Source organism: Enterobacter sp. K510, from assembly GCF_055804875.1.
This window is the reverse complement of the sequence record NZ_JBNRLQ010000003.1, coordinates 438,177-457,260: the sequence shown is the minus strand read 5'-3', so window position 1 is coordinate 457,260 and position 19,084 is coordinate 438,177. Positions and strand designations below refer to the sequence as shown.

Below are 19,084 nucleotides of genomic sequence, written 5' to 3'. Positions count from 1 at the left end.
ATCTGTTTTTGCCAAGATTGAGCCATTTATTTTTTATAAAGCTGATGTTTGTGTTGAGCCCTCACTATTGAGGGCTCAACATTATATCTTTCTATTGCAGTTGTTTTTCCTTCAGGAATTGACTCACCAAATCAGCAATCTGCACATTATTTAAATCAGAGAATGGGAAATGGGTATTCCCTTTTATTCCCACTTCAGGCAGATGCGTCACAGTTACATCCCCACCATGCTTGTTCACCACGTCACGCCACTCACGAGCCATCGCCAGACGCACGCGCCAGCTGTCCTGCGCGGGCATGGCGACAGGTTTATCCGGTATATTATCGCCGTAAATAATCAGAATCGGGATTTTGGTCAGTGCCATAAACTGCTCCATTGGCACAGGCTCACCCTTCAGCGTGTCGAACGCGCTTGGCATAGGGGCTGGGAGTTCTTTTTCAGGGAAGACAAAGCTGCTGCCAGGCTCAAAAGCGACAATGGCTTTGACCTTGTTGTTTTTCATCGCCGAGTACCAGCCAGGTCCGCCGCCCTGAGAGTGGGTGAAGAGGATTGCCGGGCCGGATTTATCCACGACGGCTGACATCGCATCAGAGATAACATTGATATCAAACGGCCCGGTATTTGGGGTCATCTGACGGAAATACTGATTCAGTGCTTCTTTGTCGTGAGAGAACTGAACGCCCTTAAAATACTCTGGCCACACGCCAACGCGGAACTGGTTGAACCACATCTGTTCATCCGGTTTAGGCGTAACAGTACCTTCTACAGTAGTGCGTCCGGCGCTGCCCCGGCGTGGCTGATCGACAAGATAAGTTGAGAACCCGCGACGCAGGAAGATGTTCTGGAACCCTTCGCGACCATCCGGGGTACTTTCCCAGGTACGGGAGAACTGACCTGCGCCGTGCAGCATCACGATAGGGTATTTACGCGGATTTTCCGGAATTTGGTAGAACACTGAGGCATGATCGCCATGCCAGGTTTGGCCAGCTGAATCCAGCGGCTTTTTCGCGTCAAATGTTCCTGGTGCGGTGATGATAGTGCCACCAGCAGAAAAGCTTCCTTGTTCCTGAATGACCAGCGGCTCGGCATAGACCGACTGAGCCACCAGGCCACCCGCCATTACGCAGATGGCCAGCGTTTTTAAGATTGTCTTCAAGATTACATCCTCTGTTATGTTTGCCGTTCAATCATATCTGAGTTGTCAGCGTTAATTATTTAGCACCCCTGATTGCCCTTATTTGGCAGACTCATGAATGCGGTTGATTAACTGCGTATCGTCTCTAACCAGCTGGTGACCGTTTCAGTGGTTCTTCGCTCCTGGTCGCATTCAATGACCAGCGGTTTTTCCCGACGCGCAGTTGGGGCGAGACTGGCAAGGATGTCGTCGCTGTCTCCTTTACCGTAGCCACCGTGAGTAATAAAGGGGATGAGTAATTTGCCCGCAAGGTTGTGGCTGCTGAGAAATGCTTGCACTACAGGCGGCACGCTGGTCCCCCAGATCGGAAAGCCTAAATACAGGGTCTCGTAGCGTGAGATATCTGCAACGCTATTTTTTAATGCCGGTTTTACACCTCGCTCACGCTCTTTTTTCGCCTGTTCAACGGTCTGAAAATAGTCTTCTGGATAAGGTGTAGCCGGTTCGATTTCAAACAGATCGGTATTCAGGCTGCGGTGAATGACGCCCGCAATCACCCGTGTATTTCCGCTGCGGGAAAAGTACGCCACCAGAACACGGCTTTTACCCTGCACGTTTGCGGTTCCGGTCGCAGCTGAGGCAAAAGAAACGTTCGACAGCGTCAGCCCGGCAAGTGCGGTGATTAACATTCTGCGGTTGGGATCATGCTCCATTATCCACTCCTAATTGTTTGCGAGCGCCTGCTGCAGCGCCTTTTCAGCTCGCGTTGATGCATCACTTTCGCCATGTTCACGCAGAACCTGTGCCAGCTGGCGCAGCTGCGACGCCGTCAGGCCGACCCGCATGCTGGCTCGCGTATGCGACAGCAGTTGTGATTCGACGCCCGGCGTGGCCGCTAATGCGCCAACCGTTGCCAGCTCGCGGCTTTGCCAGTCGAGGTTATCACGGGCGAAAATGTCGCCGAAAAGGTGCGTTTGCAGGAACTGGTTAATCACCGGGGCAAAATCAAACAGCGGGCCCTGGACGGGAGCGCCTGAGATTTTTGTCTGGTTTGCGGTACCGACACGGCGAAGCTCATCCCCGACAGGGATCGGGGCAATCGGTTCTTTACCCTCAACGTCTTTGATACCACGTTGTTTACGTGCTTCGACGACCTTCATCAGTTCACTAAGCGCATTCAGGCTACGGGGGAAGCCCGTATAGGCATAAAGCTGGACGAGAATCTCTTTGGTTTCGTTTATCGTGAGCCCTGCGTCAAGACCCTGATTCAGGGCTGCATTCAGCTTATCCATCTGACTGCTGGCCATTGCTGCCGCAATCAACGGGATGACCTGTTGGCTAGCTGACAGCGTATCTGAAACCGTTTGTTCGTGGTTCATTTCTGAGGCTCCTTTATTGACGGGCGCAGCGTGTGCCGCGAGACCAAAACTAAAGGTCAGCAGTACCGCTGCGGCTAATGCTTTAATGAGCGTGGTATTGTTCATCTGTCACTTTCTCCATCCAGTTAACGCTTTTGCCATCCACAATCCCGGTTATCGCCAGATGCGTCATCGCGCTGCCGGGGGCCGCCCCGTGCCAGTGTTTAACGCCCGCCGGGCAAGAGACAACGTCACCGGCGCGGATAACCTGCACCGGCTGGCCTTCTTGCTGGGTGAGCCCAACACCCGAGGTTACAATCAGCCGCTGACCTGCCGGATGCGTATGCCAGGCGGAACGAGCGCCGGGTTCAAACGTGACATAAGCCCCGGAAACAGGGATGTCGTTATCCGGTATGAAGAGAGGATCAACCCTGACACGACCGGTAAAGTTCTCGGCTGGCCCGAACACCGCATTCTGACTTCCTGCGGGGGATATATGGACAGCGGGATTTTGTTCCGCTGCCCAGGATGAAAATGTGAAGAAGGGCAGTAACAGCCCGAGGTAACGTAAATGTCCGATCATGCAAAGCGTCCTTATCAATGAAGAGGGGATTGCCTGCGATGATTTTATCGAGGGAGTAATGACGTCAGGCTGACGCCCCCCTGACAATTCTGTCAGCTAACCCGGGTCCCGGCTCAGTACCGGATTGAGCATTGTCTGCCGCTTTATCCGCTTGTAGCGCAAAGGTGAGGCCAAATGTATTGATGCCATCTTCACTACGGGCAAAGACATCTCCCCGGTGCATAATGGCGACGGCACGCACGATCGACAGGCCCAGTCCATGATGGGTATCACTCCTGGCCCGGGAGGTGTCAACGCGATAGAACCGCTCGAAAAGCCGGTGTAAGTGCTCTGGTGCTATTGGATCGCCCGGGTTTGACACTTCAACACAGGCTTGATGACCGGTTTCGCTTAACCGCACCGTAACCGTACTGTTGGAGGGGGAGTGTCTTGCGCTGTTTTCCAGTAAATTGGCCAGTGAACGGTGGAACAGTCGTCGGTCGATGTCCGCGGTGACGTCGCCCTGAACATCGAGAGAGAGCTGTTTTTCAGCAAAAGAGGGTTCCACATACTCCGCTGTTTTTAGGGTTTCTTCGCGCAGGGACACCTGCGTAAGCTGGGAAGCATGTTCACCCGCATGGGCATGGGACAGGAACAGCATGTCGTTAACGATAGACGTCATGCGTTCAAGTTCTTCCAGATTGGAACCCAGTAACTCTTCCAGTTCATCCTGCGAGCGTCGGCGCGAAAGCCCCAGCTGCGTCTGGCCGATCAGGTTAGTCAGCGGAGTCCGGAGTTCATGCGCAACATCGGCATTAAAGCTTTCGAGCTGCCGCCAGGCGACCTCCTGCCGTTCCAGCACGCCATTAAAAGATGATGCTAACTGCTGTAATTCGTCAGGTAATGCTTCGGTATTCAGGCGCTGACCATGGTCCCCAGGAGCGAGTTGCCGGGCCTGTTTACTGAGCGCCCCAACGGGACGAAGACCGATCCTTGAAACGACGTATCCCAGTAAGGCGACAATCACGACGCCCAGTGCAGTAATGATCAGCAATGTACGCGTGAACGCATCGAGTGTGCCCATATACGGCGTGGAGTCGATGGCAACAATATAGCGCAGCTCAGGTCTTTCTCCGTTGGCGGGGATAGTTTTCACTAACAGAAACAGCGAGCATGCACCTTCTGATGCACCGGGCACTTTATTAAAACCTTCCCGCAAAGAAGACCACTGAACACCTACCGGTGGTGTTCCCCCCATGCTAAAGCGTGGGTTATCGCTCACTATCCAGTAGCGAACGCGTTCACCTTCAGAATTGGTTAACACGGTGAATTTATTGGCAAGCAGTGACCAGCCGTCAACCGAGGTTCGCGCGGTGATCCACGGACTCATTAATGATTCGCGGAACAGCAGCTCGTTGTGCATCTGCTTTTGCAAAGAGTCATGCAAGGAGCTTCTGAGCAGGATGCCGATAACGGAAACAATCAGTAGCGCGGATAAGGCAAACATCAGCGCCAGGTGAACGGAGATGGAACGCTCAGGCATGCTTATCCCCTTCATTTATTCGGACCGGACTTCGAGGACATACCCCATGCCACGAACGGTATGTAATAGTTTGACGTCGAACGGCGCATCCACTTTGGCTCGCAGGCGTTTAATGGCGACTTCGACTACATTGGCATCGCTGTCAAAGTTCATGTCCCATATCTGCTCAGCTATCATCATTTTTGACAGAATCTCCCCCTGATGCCGGGCCAAAAGGCTCAACAGGGAAAACTCTTTCGCAGTCAGCTCCAGTCGCGTTCCGGCGCGAAATACGCGACGAGCCAGCAGGTCGAGATGCAGATCGTGAATTTGCAGCTGGGTGATGTCTGCGCCATCCGTAGCGCGGCGGCGCACCAGGGCCTGAATACGCGCCACCAGCTCAATCAGCGAGAAGGGCTTGGGGAGATAATCATCCGCGCCAAGACGAAGCCCTTTGACGCGTTCATCGACCGAGCCGCGAGCCGAGAGCATCAGCACCGGCGTCTGTTTGGCTGCCCGCACACCCTCAAGCACCCGGTAACCATCCATCCCCGGCAGCATTACATCCAGTATTATCGCGTCGTAGTCGAACTCCAGCGCGTAATGAAGACCTTCAGCTCCATCTGCAGAGACATCTACCGTAAATCCGGACTCACTTAACGCACGGTTGAGATAGGTTGACGTTTTTTCTTCATCTTCGACTAACAACAGGCGCATAACGGGACTTCCTCTTAACTTTTCAACGGTGCTTCAATGCCTGAACAACCCTGTTACTGAGTTCATTTTGCCGCCTGATTGCCAACATAACGCTGACGGCTACCTGACCGCGTTGTCAGAAATCCTTTCCCATCGCAGTCTGTTTCCTGACAAAAATGTTATTTTCCTGTCACGATGCTGACAGCCCTCTCCGCCTAATCTGAGCCTGCAAATTTTATTCTGCGATCCTGAATAATCAGACCAATACTCATCGGGAGAGACCATGAAATTCACGCTTATAAGTGCAATGCTACTCACGGCAATGGCTGGAGTGACCTCAGTCAATGCGGCTGATTACAAAAAAAATCCATTCACACTCGTCTATGACGGATCCATCACTGAGAACGTTAAAGGCAAGGTCAACATTCATCCGGTGAAATACGATCTGCATGGGATCCAGATAGCTGCGAATGTCTATACCCCTGCTAACTATGATCCCGCCAAAAAATACCCTGCGGTAGTGGTGGCACATCCTAATGGCGGCGTAAAAGAACAGGTCGCCGGGTTGTATGCCCAGCGTCTCGCCGAACAGGGCTACATCACGATTACCGCCGACGCGGCTTATCAGGGTGCCAGCGGTGGGATGCCGCGCAGCGTGGATAAACCCGCTAATCGCATTGAGGATATCCACGGCATGGCTGACTACATCAGCCAGTATCCCGGTGTAGATACCGCCCGCCTTGGTCTGCTGGGTATTTGCGGAGGCGGCGGGTATTCACTTGTTGCGGCCGAAACTGACAAGCGGTTCAAATCGATAGCAACCATCAGCATGTTTAATTCAGGCCTTGTGCGCCGCAACGGTATGCAGGATTCACAGCTGGATACTATCCAGCAGCGTCTTCAGCAGGCTTCTGACGCACGTGCTCAGGAAGCCGCCGGAGGAGAAGTACTTTACTCCGGCGATGCCAACCTGACTGATGAACAGATTGCTAAATTACCCTTTGCCTTGTATCGCCAGGGCTACGAGTACTACTGGAAAACCCATGCCCACCCGAACTCCACGTTTAAATACACCACCAGCAGTCTTCTGGATTTGATGAGCTTTGACGTAACGGACTATATCAATCTCATCAATAAACCGCTGCTGATGATTGCCGGCACAAAAGCGGATACGCTCTATATGACTGAAGATGCGTTCGCGAAAGCCACCGGTACGAAGGACAAAGAACTCTTCCTGATCGAGGGTGCTACTCATATCGAGACGTACTGGGTGCCAAAATACGTTAACCAGGCAATGCAAAAGTTAGACGTCTTCTTCGAAAAAAATATTTAATCTTCCGCAGCCATGTTGGGCAGCGCTGAACGCTGGCCAGCATGTTGAGAATAACGGATGGTGAGGAGAAGATAACCCGGTCTGAATGGATAGGCTTTATGAATGAAATTCATAGGCCCGCTCAGGATCTTACAATCCGACTAGAGGAGGGATGAGTCGGACATTAAGCATGCGACAGGTCTATTAACCTTTGCGCCGCCTGTAAGTCTGCCAGGGTATCGATATCGTGGGTGATACCGTAATCCGACAGGAAAATATCTTTAACCTCTTCCCGTTGTCGTGCGCGTCTCACTATTTCTTTTGCTCCCCTATTTCCGGAAAGGGCGCTTAATTCAGCACGGTTTTTGTGCCCGAACCCGACCGGATGACCCGGATGATGCTGGTAGTGAGGCACCACAATCGAATTTTCTTCGAGCTCCGCGGCGACGCGTTGCAATGATGAAGGCTGAATTAAGGGAAGGTCGGCTGGCAGAATTAGCCATCCCGGAGCCTCTGGCGTGGCGTGAATGCCAAGAGAAATAGACTCGCCCATGCCGCGCGTTCCACCTTCAGGGCAGACCAGATGCCATTTCAGCTTCGCGTTTTCGACGGCTTCCAGCACATGTTCTAAAACCGACTTGCCGTTGAGCTGTGCGGCTAGTTTATGGGTACTGCCCCCGGAAGTAAGAAAGCGCTCCCCACGCCCGGCTGCGAGGATCAGGACGACGGGGGCAGGCATGAATCCTCCTTCTGATGGAGACGTACAGAGGCGACCTCTGCCAGCACGGAGAGTGCCAGAGTATGCGCATCCCGGGCTTTTGGGAATATCCCGACAGGCGCTCTGATTCGCTCTGTCTCCTCCTTACACCACCCCAGCTCGTGGAGCTTTTGCAGACGCAAAGTGTGCGTTCGAAAACTGCCCAGCGCGCCGAGATAAAAGGGTTTCGCCTCGCGCGCGGCCTGCAGTACTGGCAACTCCCGGTTGAGATCATGGCACAGCAAAATTACCGCCGTGTCGGCATCTATCTTAGCGCTGGCTGAGGCCGGAAAACGGTCAAAGATATGGCTGTCATAGCCTGTTGCCGCCGCAAGGCTGGCGGTTGCCTGTGCTTCAAGAGAACTTCCGTAAATCATCAGCCTTACGCAAGGCCTGAACCCCACCTCAAAGCCATTGAGATTCCAGCCTGTTCGGGTTTGCGCGGGCAGGCACACCAGCGATTGTGTTTGCGGATCGTAGCGCAGCCCCGCCGGTTTTCTTTGTTCCAGACGGTTCAGCACGGCAAGAAGGGGCCGTGGTGAGCGCAGCTTATGGAGCGTCAGAGTGATCCCGCCACCGCAGGGCAGAATAATGTCGAACCATGGTGAACCCTCGCCGTAGCGAATGTCGCGATCGCGGCCTGAGACCATCACCTCCAGCGCTTCAAAAGCAGTGGCGGCTTCCACGCAGCCGCCGGAGACAAAACCGCAGTAGCGGCCATCTTCGCGCACCACCATCTGTGCCCCCAGTGGTCGCGCCGCGCCGCCGCGTATCTCAACCAGCGTCACCAGCACCGCCCCTTTACCGGACATCAGCGCCTCCACCGCAAAACGCAGAATGGTCACGGGGTCATCGGTAAGAAACGCCAGTTCCGGCTTATGCAAGCGCTCGTCTATGTCAAAAAGCGAGTATGACATTGCTCCTCCTTAAACCACATCCGGCAGCTTATCGAGCAGCTTATCCAGGGTGATGGGGTAATCCCGTACCCGGACACCAGTGGCGTTGTAAACCGCATTGGCGATAGCCGCGCCTACGCCGCACAGGCCGAGCTCACCCACGCCTTTGGCTTTCATCGGGGAGGAAATGGGGTCGGTATCATCCAGGAAAATGACCTCCTGTAACGGAATATCCGCATGGACCGGCACCTCATACCCCGCCATATCGTGATTAACGAAGTATCCCAGACGAGTATCCACGGCCAGCTCCTCCATCAGTGCCGCGCCCATACCCATGGTCATTGCGCCAATGACCTGACTGCGGGCGGTTTTAGGATTCAGAATGCGCCCTGCGGCACACACCGCGAGCATGCGATGCACACGGATCTCGCCCGTTGCGCTGTGCACACCCACTTCAACAAAATGTCCGGCGAAGGTCGACTGCTGGTACTTCTCGCTGAGCGTCTCGAATTCAATACTCTCTTCTGCCGTCAGCCTGCCGCCAGACGTAGCCTCACGCAGCGTAGCGCTGCGCGTACCGCTGATAATTTTGCCGTCGGCAAACTGCGACTGCTCAGGATCAAACCCGACGGCTGAGGCAATCATCTCACGAAGCTTCACGCAGGCGGCGTACACGCCGGAGGTGGAGGTATTCGCGCCCCATTGCCCGCCAGACCCCGCAGAAACCGGGAAACTGGAGTCGCCGAGGTGAACAGTAACCTGCTCCAGCGGTACGCCAAGCATTTCCGCCGCCGTCTGGGCCAGAATGGTGTAGCTGCCGGTGCCAATGTCGGTCATGTCCGTTTCCACGGTAACGGTGCCATTTTCCTCGAGGTGAACCCGTGCGCCGGATTTTTCGAGCAGATTATTGCGAAAGCCCGCCGCGACGCCGATACCAACCAGCCACTCACCATCGCGCACCTGTCCGGGTGTGGCATTGCGCTGCTTCCAGCCAAATTTATCCGCCCCGGTGCGTAAGCACTCGATAAGCTGACGGCGCGAGAAGCGGCGTGTCGGCCTGGCGGGATCAACCTGAGTGTCATTCAGAATGCGAAACTCGACGGGATCGATGCCTGCTTTTTCCGCCAGCTCATCTATCGCGATTTCGAGTGCCATTAATCCGGGGGCTTCGCCGGGCGCACGCATGGCGTTCCCTTCCGGCAAATCAAGCGTGGCGAGCCGCAGGCCGGTATGACGATTCGCCCCCGCGTAGAGAAGTTCGCTTTGCTGTACCGCCGTTTCCGGTGTGCCGCCGGGCAGATTGCCAGACCAGCTTTCATGGGAGATAGCGGTGATTTTTCCGCTCTGGTCGGCACCGATACGCAGGTGCTGAAGGGTCGCGGGACGGTGAGTGGTGTTATTGGGAATGACGGGGCGGGGGAGCATCACTTTAACCGGGCGTTTTACCGCACGGGCGGCGAGGGCCGCCAGCAGCGCATCGCTTCTCAGGAACAGCTTGCCGCCAAACCCACCGCCGATGTACGGGGAGATAATTCGCACATTCTCCACGGGCACTTTCAGCGTTTTCGCCAGATCGGTGCGGCACCAGTCAATCATCTGGTTTGAGGTCCATACCGTGACTTTATTGCCCTCCCAGATGGCCATCGAGGCGTGCGGCTCCATCGCCATATGGCTCTGATCCGGGGTGGTGTAGGTGGCATCAATCTTCACCGCTGCGGAGGAGAACGCGCCGTCAAAGTCACCGACGTTCTTGTCAGGCGTATCTTCCGGTGGCTGACTGACAGCCGGTTTCTCATCCGCAAGAGAATAAGCCCCTCTTTCGCGGCGATAGTGCGCCTGTACCAGCGAGGCCGCCGCCCGCGCCTGTTCGAAGGTTTCTGCCACCACCAGAGCGATGGCCTGATGGTAATGCTCAATCGTGGGGCCGCCCAGCAGTCTGGCGGTGTTTTTGTCCCCTTTGCCGAGTGCCCCGGCGTTACTGGCGGTGATGACTGCCAGCACGCCTGGCGCTTTTTGCGCGGCGTCTATATCAAGGGCGGTAAGCCGGCCTTTTGCAATGGCGGAACCGACGATATAGCCATAGGCGGCGTTGGGCGCTATTTCGTGCCATTCGTAGGCGTAACGTGCCGTACCGGTCGTTTTCAGCGCGCCATCAATGCGGTCATGTGGACGACCGATAACCTTCAACTGATCAATCGGGTTTTCCCCGGCAGGTTTATCAAATTTCATGCCTGAGCCCTCGCTTCTGTCATTACGGAGGCAAGCGTTCGCTTCGCCAGCAGGAGTTTGAAGGTGTTTTCAGCGGTGGGATGTGCGCTGGCAAACAGCGTGTCATACACGGCCTGCGCCCCGAGGGGCATTTGAGCGTCCGCAGCCTCAACGCGCCAGGGCTTATGCGCCACTCCGCCCATCGCGACGCGTCCACTGCCGTCTGGCTGTATGATCGCCGCGACTGACACCAGAGCAAAAGCGTAGGAGGCGCGATCGCGCACCTTGCGGTAGAGATGTGCCCCGCCGACAGGCGGTGGCAACGTTACCGCGACGATAAGCTCGCCGGGTAGCAGAGCGGTTTCAATATGAGGTGTTTTCTCCGGCGGCCGATAAAAATCAGCCAGTGCGATATTGCGCGCCTTTCCATCCGGTGTGATGGTTTCCACCACCGCATCCAGCAACCGCATCGCGACCGCCATATCGCTCGGATGGGTGGCAATGCAGGCTTCGCTTATGCCTACTACGGCGTGCTGACGGCTAAAGCCTTCAAGCGCCGAGCAGCCGCTGCCGGGCAGGCGTTTATTGCAGGGCTGATTGGTATCGTAAAAGTAGGGGCAACGCGTGCGCTGAAGCAGATTACCTGCGGTGGTAGCCTGATTACGTAACTGGCCGGAAGCGCCAGCGAGAAGGGCGCGGGAGAGTACGGCATAATGCTGCCGCACGTGCTCGTGGGCTGCCAAATCGGTGTTCCGCACTAATGCGCCGATGCGCAGGCCGCCCGTGTCGGTTGCCTCAATCTTATCCAGCCCGAGCCCGTTTACATCGATAAGATGGGTAGGTGTTTCAATTTCCAGCTTCATCAGGTCCAGCAGATTGGTGCCACCCGCGATAAATTTTGCGCCGGGAACACGCTGAGCGCTGAGCGCCGCCTCAGCCGGGGTATTCACTCGTTCATAGGTAAATGCCTTCATGATTTTATCTCCCCCGCAGCGTCTTCGATGGCAGCAAGGATGTTGGCGTACGCGCCACAGCGACAGAGGTTGCCGCTCATACGTTCACGGATCTCATCGGCTGTCATTTCAGGCGGGGAAACCAGGTCGCGGGTGACGTGGCTTGGAATGCCGTCCTGAATCTCTTTCAGCACAGCCACTGATGAGCAAATTTGCCCGGAGGTGCAGTAGCCGCACTGGAAGCCATCATGCTTGATAAAGGCCGCCTGCATGGGATGAAGATGGTCTGGTGAACCCAGGCCTTCAATGGTGGTGATCTCGGCTCCCTGATGCATGACTGCAAGCGTCAGGCAGGCATTCAGCCTGCGACCGTTGACCAGTACGGTACAGGCCCCGCACTGTCCGTGATCGCAGCCTTTTTTGGTGCCGGTCAGATGCAGATTCTCCCGCAAAGCGTCCAGCAGCGTGGTCCGGGTATCCACCTCCAACTGCTCGTTTTTACCGTTCACTTTTAGTGTGAGGGGCATTATTTCAGGGGCGGGAGTTGCAGCCGGAACGCTTGCTGCAAGCGTTGAATGAGGATAAACGACGGCTGTTGCCGCCGTCGCGGCACTGACTTTAATTAGGTCGCGACGGGTCAGACTCAAATCGTGCGGTTCGTGATTGCCAACCCGATTATCTTCGGGGTATTCGCCGTGGTTGCTCATGCCAGGCCTCCGGTATGCAAAAGGGGAAATAAGAGTGCGTTGCGAGAATGCTGTTCGTTTTTTTAAACGTTAAGCATAGTCGGCGAGAGCAAAAAGAATATTCTTAAAACGCGAATGCCGTTATGTGTGGCCTGCATAGCAGAAACGCATCATCAGCCTTAAAAAAGCTATTTTTGTACAACAAAGTTACGCCGTCTGTGTCGGGATAATAAGTAGCCATTAAATCGCTTTGTATGGAACCTTTCCCGACAGGAATGTGGATATGTTAAAAAATACTCAGACACGTGCGTTTCATGTTATGGCAAAACCGTCTGGTTCTGTCTGTAATCTTAATTGCAGTTACTGCTTTTATCTTGAAAAGGAAGTTTACTATCAACAACATAATATAATGAGCGATAACGTTCTTGAGACGTATGTGCGAAGTTATATTGAATCGACGTATCCTGAAGATGAAGTCGCCTTTACCTGGCAGGGCGGAGAGCCTGCGTTAGCCGGGCTTGAATTTTATCAAAAAGCGGTCTCGCTACAGGATAAATACGGGGCCGGTCGGAAAATATCTAACAGTTTTCAGACCAACGGGATTTTACTAAACGATGCGTGGTGTCAGTTTTTTTCTGATAACGATTTTTTGATTGGCCTTTCGCTGGATGGTCCGGCAGCGATCCACGATAAGTATCGTCTTACTAAAAGCGGTAAACCCACCCATCATCGGGTTATGCGGGCGCTCGCCCTGCTGCAAAAGTACAAGGTAAAATACAACGTACTGACATGCGTAAATCGCCATAGCGCTCAGTACCCGCTGGAGATTTATCATTTTTTGCGTGACGCCGGGGTAGAGTTTATTCAGTTTATCCCGGTCGTGGAACGACTGGCGGATGATGACGCTCTGCAAGCCGGGCTAAAATTACATGCTCCCGGCGGGGATGGAAGCCGCGTGACGCCCTGGACGGTATTGCCTGCCGATTATGGTCATTTTCTTATTAGCGTATTCGAAGAGTGGCGTAAGCGGGATGTCGGCAGCATTTTTGTCATGAATATCGAATGGGCGTTTGCCCGCTTTATCAATGCCCCCGGCGCGGTGTGCCACCATCAGCCCACTTGCGGGCGCTCGGTTATTGTTGAGCACAACGGCGATATTTATGCCTGCGACCACTATGTCTATCCGCAACACCGGTTAGGCAATATTATGGGGGCAACCCTGGCGGAGATGATCGATTCAGCGGGCCAGGTAAAATTTGGTACTGATAAATATAACTCGCTGCCACGCCAGTGCCGTCAATGCAGGGTGTTACAGGCCTGTCAGGGAGGGTGCCCGAAGCATCGCTTTATGCGCAGTAAAGAGGGCGAGCCTGGACTCAATTATTTATGCGACGGCTTTCAGCTTTATTTTAATCATCTGCCGCGCTGGTTAAAGGCGATGACCGATCTTATCGCCAGTGGGCGGCCAGCCAGCGATATTATGCACGCGGATCTCATTCACATTAACAGCGCATCAAAGAAGTGAAAATAAAAAACGGCCATACCGGATGGCCGTTTTGCACAAGGCTTACAAATGAATTTGTACTGAAGGCGGGTACTTATTGAGGATGTTATTATAGTTTTTGATTTCTTCCTGCAGAATTATCCCGACAGGTATGTGGCGTATACCAACACTCTCATCTTCCTGTGGATTGGTATACAGATTAAAGATCATTGATCCCGCTGTCTTGCTGATAGATCCTGTAAATCCTCCCTGATAGCCTTTACTGGTGAAAGCATAAGGTTGCTGGATCAGCGTATGGTATTTAAATTCATCAACCCGTACGGCGGAAAGCTGACCGTTTAAGAAGTAATGCTCAGCCCGACGATTAGATTGCCCTGTATTTCCAACAAACCAGGATGCCTGATTAACCCCATCGATAAAGGTACTTTTGGGAACCAGTTTCGCAAGTTCAGCGCCCGATTTTCCCGCCAGGGCAAGGCTGGTGGGGAAAATGTCAGTGAGATCAAATAAGCCGTCAGATCTGCGGGGCTGTATCATGCCTTTCCAGTAAACAAAAGTGGGAACACGGACACCGCCTTCCCATGTCGATCCTTTTGATCCGCGGAAGGGTGTCCGACCATAGGGAGCGACTTCGGCTTCAGGGCCATTATCAGAAGTAAAGACAATCAGGGTATTATCCAGTTGGTTGGTTTCTTCCAGTGACTTATAGAGTCGGTTAAAGACATCGTTCATTTCAACCATACAGTCGCTAAAGGACGTTTTTGCCGGAGAACGACCGGCGTAATACGCGTTCGGGTAATTATCAAAATGACAGCCGCGCGTACCATAGTAGAGAAAGAAGGGTTTATCACTCTTCTGCATCGTACGGATAAAATCTGCACCATACTGCGACCAGCGTTGATCTAAATCTTCCATATATTTGGGAGTGATCTCCGCAACTTCATTAAATGTTCCGCTACGCGTCGCATGAATATCGCTCTTATTAAACGGCAGATTTTTTATATATTCCTGGCGGGAGGGGCTAAGGGCTATCTCTGGGTTAACATTGGCGTCCCGCCATTCTGTATACATATCTGAAACGGAGAGGAAGCCACGGAAATCATCGAAGCCAACGTTCTGAGGTTGAGACTCTTTATTTTCTCCTATATGCCATTTACCAATAGCCTGAGTGACATAGCCTTGATCGTGTAGCAGCTGGGGTAATGTGGTGAAGCCTTGTAATCCTCCTTTCTGACCGTACATAGGGGGCACCAGAATGCCATGGTGGGCTGAGTATTGCCCGGTCATGATAGAGGCTCTTGTCGGCGATGAGCTGGGCTGCGAATAAGCGGATGTTAAAATAAGCCCCTGTTCCGCGACCCTGTCTATATCCGGCGTCGGGTTACCTACTGCCACGCCGCCACCATTAAAACCGACATCCATCCAGCCTACATCATCCATGATAAAAACCAGAATATTAGGTTTTTTACCCGTTTTCTTTTCTAATTCTGCAAGTTTTTGTGCCGTTTCCTTTTCCTGCCCGGCGTTATAGATCACCGGCATCATATTATCGGCCAGAGAAGTGGTTTTAGTGACCATATACAACCCGGGCGTGTCATAGCCTTTATAGGCCTCAGTCGGTTGACCATTCGCGGCATTAACCATAAACGGGATAGCAAGTGTAATAGCCGACGCGACTGTTTTCATCATAAATAACTTATTCATAGGGTACTCCATGTTAAAGGCGATTAAATAAAAGCTCGACAGGCTTTTTTATTAACGGCCGAAGGTAATGTTCAATCCTGTAAAGAGAGTAAATTGCGGCTCATAATCCCCATTATGTGCCATGGTCCATTGAGGTTCGATAAAGGTATTGATTATGTTACTGCCTGATTTCCATGCCCGACCAATGCCAACGCCGACGGGCAGATAGTAATCATCGTTTTGCATGTTATAAGTCATTATCCCTGACGAGCGCAGATACCATCCTTGCGGAAGATTATTGAAAACAAAAGGTTGTAATGTGAGAGTCTCAACGTTGGTCCGATCTTTATCACCCGCGAAACTTTTCTGCCATTGCAATAATCCACCAAACAGACCGCTGCCGGAATCCTGTACGACAACAGCGGAAAAGCCTGCCAGCCATTTACCGGAGCCTGTTTCGTCCTGTGAGGCTGAATCCAATGTTAATAAGGGGCCGACACCGAGTTTAACGCCTTTTTGCTTAAGCAGAAGAATGTCAAAAATATTAATATCGCCGATGCCGGTATTATATCCGCCGGAAATTTGCGGTCGTGTGACAACCGGTACTGACATTCTGAAAATTTGGGGCACAGGGATCAATCCCGGCGCTATGGGGATCGTCCCGCGCAGGAAGAAATCATCAGTATGTTGTTCGCTGCCATAGAGTTCAGGGGTGTAATAATTATGAAAAGCCAGGGCGAAAGCCGGATGCAGCGGGTTATTAGATTGATTCGCAACACTGGCACTCTCACCCCATGCATAACAGGATAATGCCAGCAGACTCCCTGCCCAGAAAAGCCTGGTGTGATGAGTAAAAGCGATCATTTTTCGCGTCCTTTTACCAGGCGTACTGTAAGCGGAACGTCCAGCCATCGACATCCGGCGAACTTTCGCGATGATCAACGATGTTCGTCCATGCCACCATGCCGCCAAACTGCGGCGTTACCTGAAACCCGAATGATGCGCCGAGCATGACATCGTTTTTCTCATCGTCCTGCAGAACGTTATTAACCTTCGTTTCTCCACCGCCGGTCCACGAGCTGTCAATGGACAGCCATAATTCCGGCGATAAGCTGTAACTGATATGCCCTTCAGCGGTCCAGGAGGGACGCTGTGATAACGTGTTATTACCCAGATAATCATCATTATCGGTATAAAATACAGCCCACCCATTCAGTTCCAGCCAGACAGGACCCACCGGATATCCGGAGGCTAATTCCGGTTTAAACACCCAGCGATTAGCGCCAGCATTTAAGACGTTATTACTGTCATACTGACCATCCGGCACCGTAAGCCAGAATGCACCGGTTAAAAAGGGCTCTGGCGTCCATTTCCGAAACTCACTTTTGGATAAAGACGGGCCGCCAAAGATGTTATGCGCAAATACAATCTGGGTATCGCCGGGGTTTTCATTGATAAAACTTCCGGGGAAGCGGGCGTTGTCCGGCGTGGCCGACAGCCGGGTATAAGGCTGAACAATCTGTATAGCCGACGTGCGCCCATCAATCGCAAAGGTATAGCCATAACGAAAGAGAAATGTGTCAGCATCAATATTGACGCCGGGAGCATCAACGTTCATTGGCGCATAATAGCCAAACACAATATTGAGATCGTTCGGTAAGTTCATCCAGTCACGGGCATTGTCAGCATACGCGCCCGCGGATACGCATAAAAAAAGGATGCAGGCATAAGAAAGCCTGTTACAGCATTTTCTCGCCTGGTGTATGCAATGCGTTATGTTCATAAGCAATCCCTGTAGACACATGATGTGCACAGGAACATAAACGCAATAAAATCGTACAGGTGGATATTATAAAAACAGAAATAACCTAACGCTGAACGTCACTTTCTCATAACGCATGGATAATTCAAGCTTTTATTTTTGTGCGGGATATTTTTATTGTTTCAGTATCAGGTAAACCAACAAAAAATTACAAGCGGAAATAAAATTATCAACTGGTAATATAAGTAATCATTTCATTATTAATTTTTTCACAGATTAAGCGAGGATCATCAAGTAATAATTAAATCGCTTTTTAATAAAACTGTCTGACTGCAGGATGAAACAGGTTCGCCTGATGATGTCACTTCTCACCGGCGAACCTGCGGCTTCACCAGCCGGTCACAACATTCCGTACAGCAGCGCCGAGACGGTCAGCACACCACCCGTTAACACAATTAGCGGCGTAACCCCGCGCAGGGGACGCAGTGCATCACGGGTATAAATCAGAAAGACCGGGATCAGGAACAGGAAGATAGCAATCATTGGCCCGCAGACGGTTTCAATAAGATTGATCACATTCGGGTTCGCATAGACCACGGCAAACGACACGGCGAACATCAGCAGAAACGCGATTGTTTTGCCTTTGCTTTCAGTTACGCCGGTCGTTTCAGTAACCAAATCGGCGAAGGTTTCGGCAACCGGCAGGCAAATCCCTAAAAAGGATTTTGTCATGCCGATAATGGCGATCAGCGGAGCAGCATAAAAAAGTAATCCTGAGCGTCCTTCTCCTTCCATTACTGATAAGACGTTAAGGTTCTGCGCTTTCGCGGCGACAAAGGTGTCATGGGGAATGCTCAGGATACAACTCAGTACAAAGAATATAATGCTGAAGAAGATCAGCGTATAGGCAAGGCGCACAACCCGCACCGCTTTATTTTCGCCGCCGTTATGCTTTTCGCGATAATGTGCCGCCAGGGGGGAAATCAACGGCGTGGAGCAAAAAGCGAAAGTGATCAGCGGCAGCGTAAGCCAGAGGTTTTTTATCGTCTCACCGGTTGCCACATTATTGGTGGCGCTCAGCGCCGCAGTGAAATGATCCAGCTGCCAGTGAGGGATCTGGATTGCCGCGATAATCACCACCGTCAGGGCAAACGGCAACGCGAGGGTGCTTAAAATACTGACTACCTTTTCACGTCCGTTACTCAACACCATAAACAGACCCGCGACGATAATAAACGCCAGCCATGCGCGGCTCATTATCGTAATATGAAGATGATCGCTCAGGAGATTATCCAGCGCGTTTACCAGCGATACCGCGTAAACCAGCGTGACAGGAAAATGTGCCAGACAAAAATAAACCCGTACCGCCTTTTGTCCTTTCGCGCCGAAGAAAGTGCCAAACATCGGCAGGGATTTATCTGCCGTCTGGTGATCGCGCATAAACACGCGGCAAATCAGCACGTGCGGTACTATCGACAGCGGGAAGGCGAGAAGCAGCAGCATAAAGAACACCAGCGGCCCACGCGTACCTATTTCTACGGGCAGAAACAACGTCCCCGCGCCAACGGTGGCACCGTAAACACCGAGCATCCAGATGGTATCTCTGAATTTCCATCGAGGTCGGGAAGTGGCAATGTTTTCTACAATTTGCGTAGTCATAGTGTCATCTTTCATTAAAGGTTATTCAGAATGAGCTTAAGCGTGGCGGATGTATATATGGATGGCCAGCAGTAAATGGAAATTTAAAATTTAGTTAACAACCAAAGGCAATTGTTAAATTATTCCTTTGGAAGCTACGATCCATTCTGAAAAAAACGCTTCAATTTAAATAATCACCTGCTATTTAATTATCATATTCGCAGGGCGATGGAAAGGGAATTTGTCCGGCATCAATTGCGGGACGCCGTATGTACTAAAAAATCGGCTGAATGTTACAGTTTTAAATAATTCTGCAACATTCACTGGTGCATTACACTAACAATGTTTTTTAGCGGTTAATTATCGCGGGTGCGATGTAAACGAAGTTAACTAAAGTTAAACTGATAATATG

At 52.2% G+C, this 19,084-nt stretch carries 17 protein-coding genes; 2 read left to right on the top strand and 15 right to left on the bottom strand.

Annotated elements, in window-relative coordinates; all coding sequences use genetic code 11:
• Positions 1–91 precede the first annotated feature (91 nt).
• From ACQUTD_RS07565 to ACQUTD_RS07540, 6 genes are all read right to left on the bottom strand, one after another.
• Positions 92–1,156 (bottom strand): alpha/beta fold hydrolase, encoded by a 1,065-nt coding sequence (locus ACQUTD_RS07565; protein ID WP_473273998.1) that lies wholly within the window; start codon positions 1,154–1,156, stop codon positions 92–94.
• Positions 1,157–1,263: 107 nt separating this feature from the next.
• Positions 1,264–1,848: a flavodoxin gene (locus tag ACQUTD_RS07560; RefSeq protein WP_473273999.1), complete on the bottom strand. Its 585-nt coding sequence runs from the start codon at positions 1,846–1,848 to the stop codon at positions 1,264–1,266.
• A 9-nt stretch (positions 1,849–1,857) separates the two neighbouring features.
• Positions 1,858–2,619, bottom strand: coding sequence for a carboxymuconolactone decarboxylase family protein (locus tag ACQUTD_RS07555; protein ID WP_473274000.1), 762 nt, complete (start codon positions 2,617–2,619; stop codon positions 1,858–1,860).
• Positions 2,597–3,076 (bottom strand): (R)-mandelonitrile lyase, encoded by a 480-nt coding sequence (locus ACQUTD_RS07550; protein ID WP_473274001.1) that lies wholly within the window; start codon positions 3,074–3,076, stop codon positions 2,597–2,599. The genes ACQUTD_RS07555 and ACQUTD_RS07550 overlap by 23 nt, the downstream gene beginning before the upstream one ends.
• Before the next feature lie 64 nt (positions 3,077–3,140).
• Complete coding sequence (locus ACQUTD_RS07545; RefSeq protein ID WP_473274002.1) at positions 3,141–4,598, bottom strand: heavy metal sensor histidine kinase; 1,458 nt, start codon at positions 4,596–4,598, stop codon at positions 3,141–3,143.
• Positions 4,599–4,613: 15 nt separating this feature from the next.
• The gene (locus ACQUTD_RS07540; protein WP_023320379.1) at positions 4,614–5,294 is read right to left on the bottom strand and encodes a heavy metal response regulator transcription factor; all 681 of its coding nucleotides are present in this window, start codon (positions 5,292–5,294) and stop codon (positions 4,614–4,616) included.
• 286 nt (positions 5,295–5,580) lie between these two features.
• On the opposite strand from ACQUTD_RS07540, the gene ACQUTD_RS07535 reads away from it, so the two are divergent.
• Positions 5,581–6,606, top strand: a complete 1,026-nt coding sequence (locus ACQUTD_RS07535; protein WP_473274372.1) for a CocE/NonD family hydrolase — start codon at positions 5,581–5,583, stop codon at positions 6,604–6,606.
• A gap of 163 nt (positions 6,607–6,769) precedes the next feature.
• On the opposite strand, the gene ACQUTD_RS07530 is transcribed toward ACQUTD_RS07535, so the two are convergent.
• From ACQUTD_RS07530 to paoA, 5 genes are read right to left on the bottom strand one after another with little or no spacing between them, the layout of a single operon-like run.
• A complete protein-coding gene (locus tag ACQUTD_RS07530) occupies positions 6,770–7,324 on the bottom strand; it encodes an NTP transferase domain-containing protein (protein WP_473274003.1) in 555 nt (184 codons plus the stop codon).
• A complete protein-coding gene (locus ACQUTD_RS07525) occupies positions 7,303–8,259 on the bottom strand; it encodes an XdhC family protein (RefSeq protein ID WP_473274004.1) in 957 nt (318 codons plus the stop codon). Before ACQUTD_RS07525 ends, ACQUTD_RS07530 begins: the two co-directional genes overlap by 22 nt.
• Before the next feature lie 9 nt (positions 8,260–8,268).
• Positions 8,269–10,467: an aldehyde oxidoreductase molybdenum-binding subunit PaoC gene (gene paoC / locus ACQUTD_RS07520; protein ID WP_473274005.1), complete on the bottom strand. Its 2,199-nt coding sequence runs from the start codon at positions 10,465–10,467 to the stop codon at positions 8,269–8,271.
• Positions 10,464–11,420 carry an FAD binding domain-containing protein gene (locus ACQUTD_RS07515; protein ID WP_473274007.1) on the bottom strand — a complete coding sequence of 319 codons (957 nt, stop codon included), beginning with the start codon at positions 11,418–11,420 and terminating at the stop codon, positions 10,464–10,466. Before ACQUTD_RS07515 ends, paoC begins: the two co-directional genes overlap by 4 nt.
• Positions 11,417–12,106 carry an aldehyde dehydrogenase iron-sulfur subunit PaoA gene (gene paoA, locus ACQUTD_RS07510; RefSeq protein WP_473274008.1) on the bottom strand — a complete coding sequence of 230 codons (690 nt, stop codon included), beginning with the start codon at positions 12,104–12,106 and terminating at the stop codon, positions 11,417–11,419. The genes ACQUTD_RS07515 and paoA overlap by 4 nt, the downstream gene beginning before the upstream one ends.
• A 262-nt stretch (positions 12,107–12,368) precedes the next feature.
• Between paoA and ACQUTD_RS07505 the strand changes: the two genes are divergently transcribed.
• Positions 12,369–13,610: an anaerobic sulfatase maturase gene (locus ACQUTD_RS07505; RefSeq protein WP_473274010.1), complete on the top strand. Its 1,242-nt coding sequence runs from the start codon at positions 12,369–12,371 to the stop codon at positions 13,608–13,610.
• A 42-nt stretch (positions 13,611–13,652) separates the two neighbouring features.
• Here ACQUTD_RS07505 and ACQUTD_RS07500 read toward each other — a convergent pair whose 3' ends face one another.
• From ACQUTD_RS07500 to ACQUTD_RS07485, 4 genes are all read right to left on the bottom strand, one after another.
• Positions 13,653–15,293: a sulfatase-like hydrolase/transferase gene (locus ACQUTD_RS07500; protein WP_473274011.1), complete on the bottom strand. Its 1,641-nt coding sequence runs from the start codon at positions 15,291–15,293 to the stop codon at positions 13,653–13,655.
• Between the two features lie 51 nt (positions 15,294–15,344).
• Positions 15,345–16,136, bottom strand: a complete 792-nt coding sequence (locus tag ACQUTD_RS07495; RefSeq protein ID WP_473274012.1) for a hypothetical protein — start codon at positions 16,134–16,136, stop codon at positions 15,345–15,347.
• 13 nt (positions 16,137–16,149) lie between these two features.
• The gene (locus tag ACQUTD_RS07490; protein ID WP_473274013.1) at positions 16,150–16,938 is read right to left on the bottom strand and encodes a transporter; all 789 of its coding nucleotides are present in this window, start codon (positions 16,936–16,938) and stop codon (positions 16,150–16,152) included.
• Between the two features lie 495 nt (positions 16,939–17,433).
• A complete protein-coding gene (locus ACQUTD_RS07485; RefSeq protein ID WP_473274375.1) occupies positions 17,434–18,624 on the bottom strand; it encodes an amino acid permease in 1,191 nt (396 codons plus the stop codon).
• Positions 18,625–19,084: the final 460 nt, after the last annotated feature.

Bases quoted from the DNA above. Each gene is read 5' to 3' on its own strand.
- paoA (WP_473274008.1), bottom strand. From the start codon at position 12,106: ATGAGCAACCACGGCGAATACCCCGAAGATAATCGGGTTGGCAATCAC.
- ACQUTD_RS07530 (WP_473274003.1), bottom strand. From the start codon at position 7,324: ATGCCTGCCCCCGTCGTCCTGATCCTCGCAGCCGGGCGTGGGGAGCGC.
- ACQUTD_RS07540 (WP_023320379.1), bottom strand. From the start codon at position 5,294: ATGCGCCTGTTGTTAGTCGAAGATGAAGAAAAAACGTCAACCTATCTC.
- ACQUTD_RS07525 (WP_473274004.1), bottom strand. From the start codon at position 8,259: ATGTCATACTCGCTTTTTGACATAGACGAGCGCTTGCATAAGCCGGAA.
- ACQUTD_RS07500 (WP_473274011.1), bottom strand. From the start codon at position 15,293: ATGAATAAGTTATTTATGATGAAAACAGTCGCGTCGGCTATTACACTT.
- paoC (WP_473274005.1), bottom strand. From the start codon at position 10,467: ATGAAATTTGATAAACCTGCCGGGGAAAACCCGATTGATCAGTTGAAG.
- ACQUTD_RS07485 (WP_473274375.1), bottom strand. From the start codon at position 18,624: ATGCTCGGTGTTTACGGTGCCACCGTTGGCGCGGGGACGTTGTTTCTG.
- ACQUTD_RS07545 (WP_473274002.1), bottom strand. From the start codon at position 4,598: ATGCCTGAGCGTTCCATCTCCGTTCACCTGGCGCTGATGTTTGCCTTA.
- ACQUTD_RS07490 (WP_473274013.1), bottom strand. From the start codon at position 16,938: ATGAACTTACCGAACGATCTCAATATTGTGTTTGGCTATTATGCGCCA.
- ACQUTD_RS07535 (WP_473274372.1), top strand. From the start codon at position 5,581: ATGCTACTCACGGCAATGGCTGGAGTGACCTCAGTCAATGCGGCTGAT.
- ACQUTD_RS07495 (WP_473274012.1), bottom strand. From the start codon at position 16,136: ATGATCGCTTTTACTCATCACACCAGGCTTTTCTGGGCAGGGAGTCTG.
- ACQUTD_RS07555 (WP_473274000.1), bottom strand. From the start codon at position 2,619: ATGAACAATACCACGCTCATTAAAGCATTAGCCGCAGCGGTACTGCTG.
- ACQUTD_RS07560 (WP_473273999.1), bottom strand. From the start codon at position 1,848: ATGGAGCATGATCCCAACCGCAGAATGTTAATCACCGCACTTGCCGGG.
- ACQUTD_RS07505 (WP_473274010.1), top strand. From the start codon at position 12,369: ATGTTAAAAAATACTCAGACACGTGCGTTTCATGTTATGGCAAAACCG.
- ACQUTD_RS07550 (WP_473274001.1), bottom strand. From the start codon at position 3,076: ATGATCGGACATTTACGTTACCTCGGGCTGTTACTGCCCTTCTTCACA.
- ACQUTD_RS07515 (WP_473274007.1), bottom strand. From the start codon at position 11,420: ATGAAGGCATTTACCTATGAACGAGTGAATACCCCGGCTGAGGCGGCG.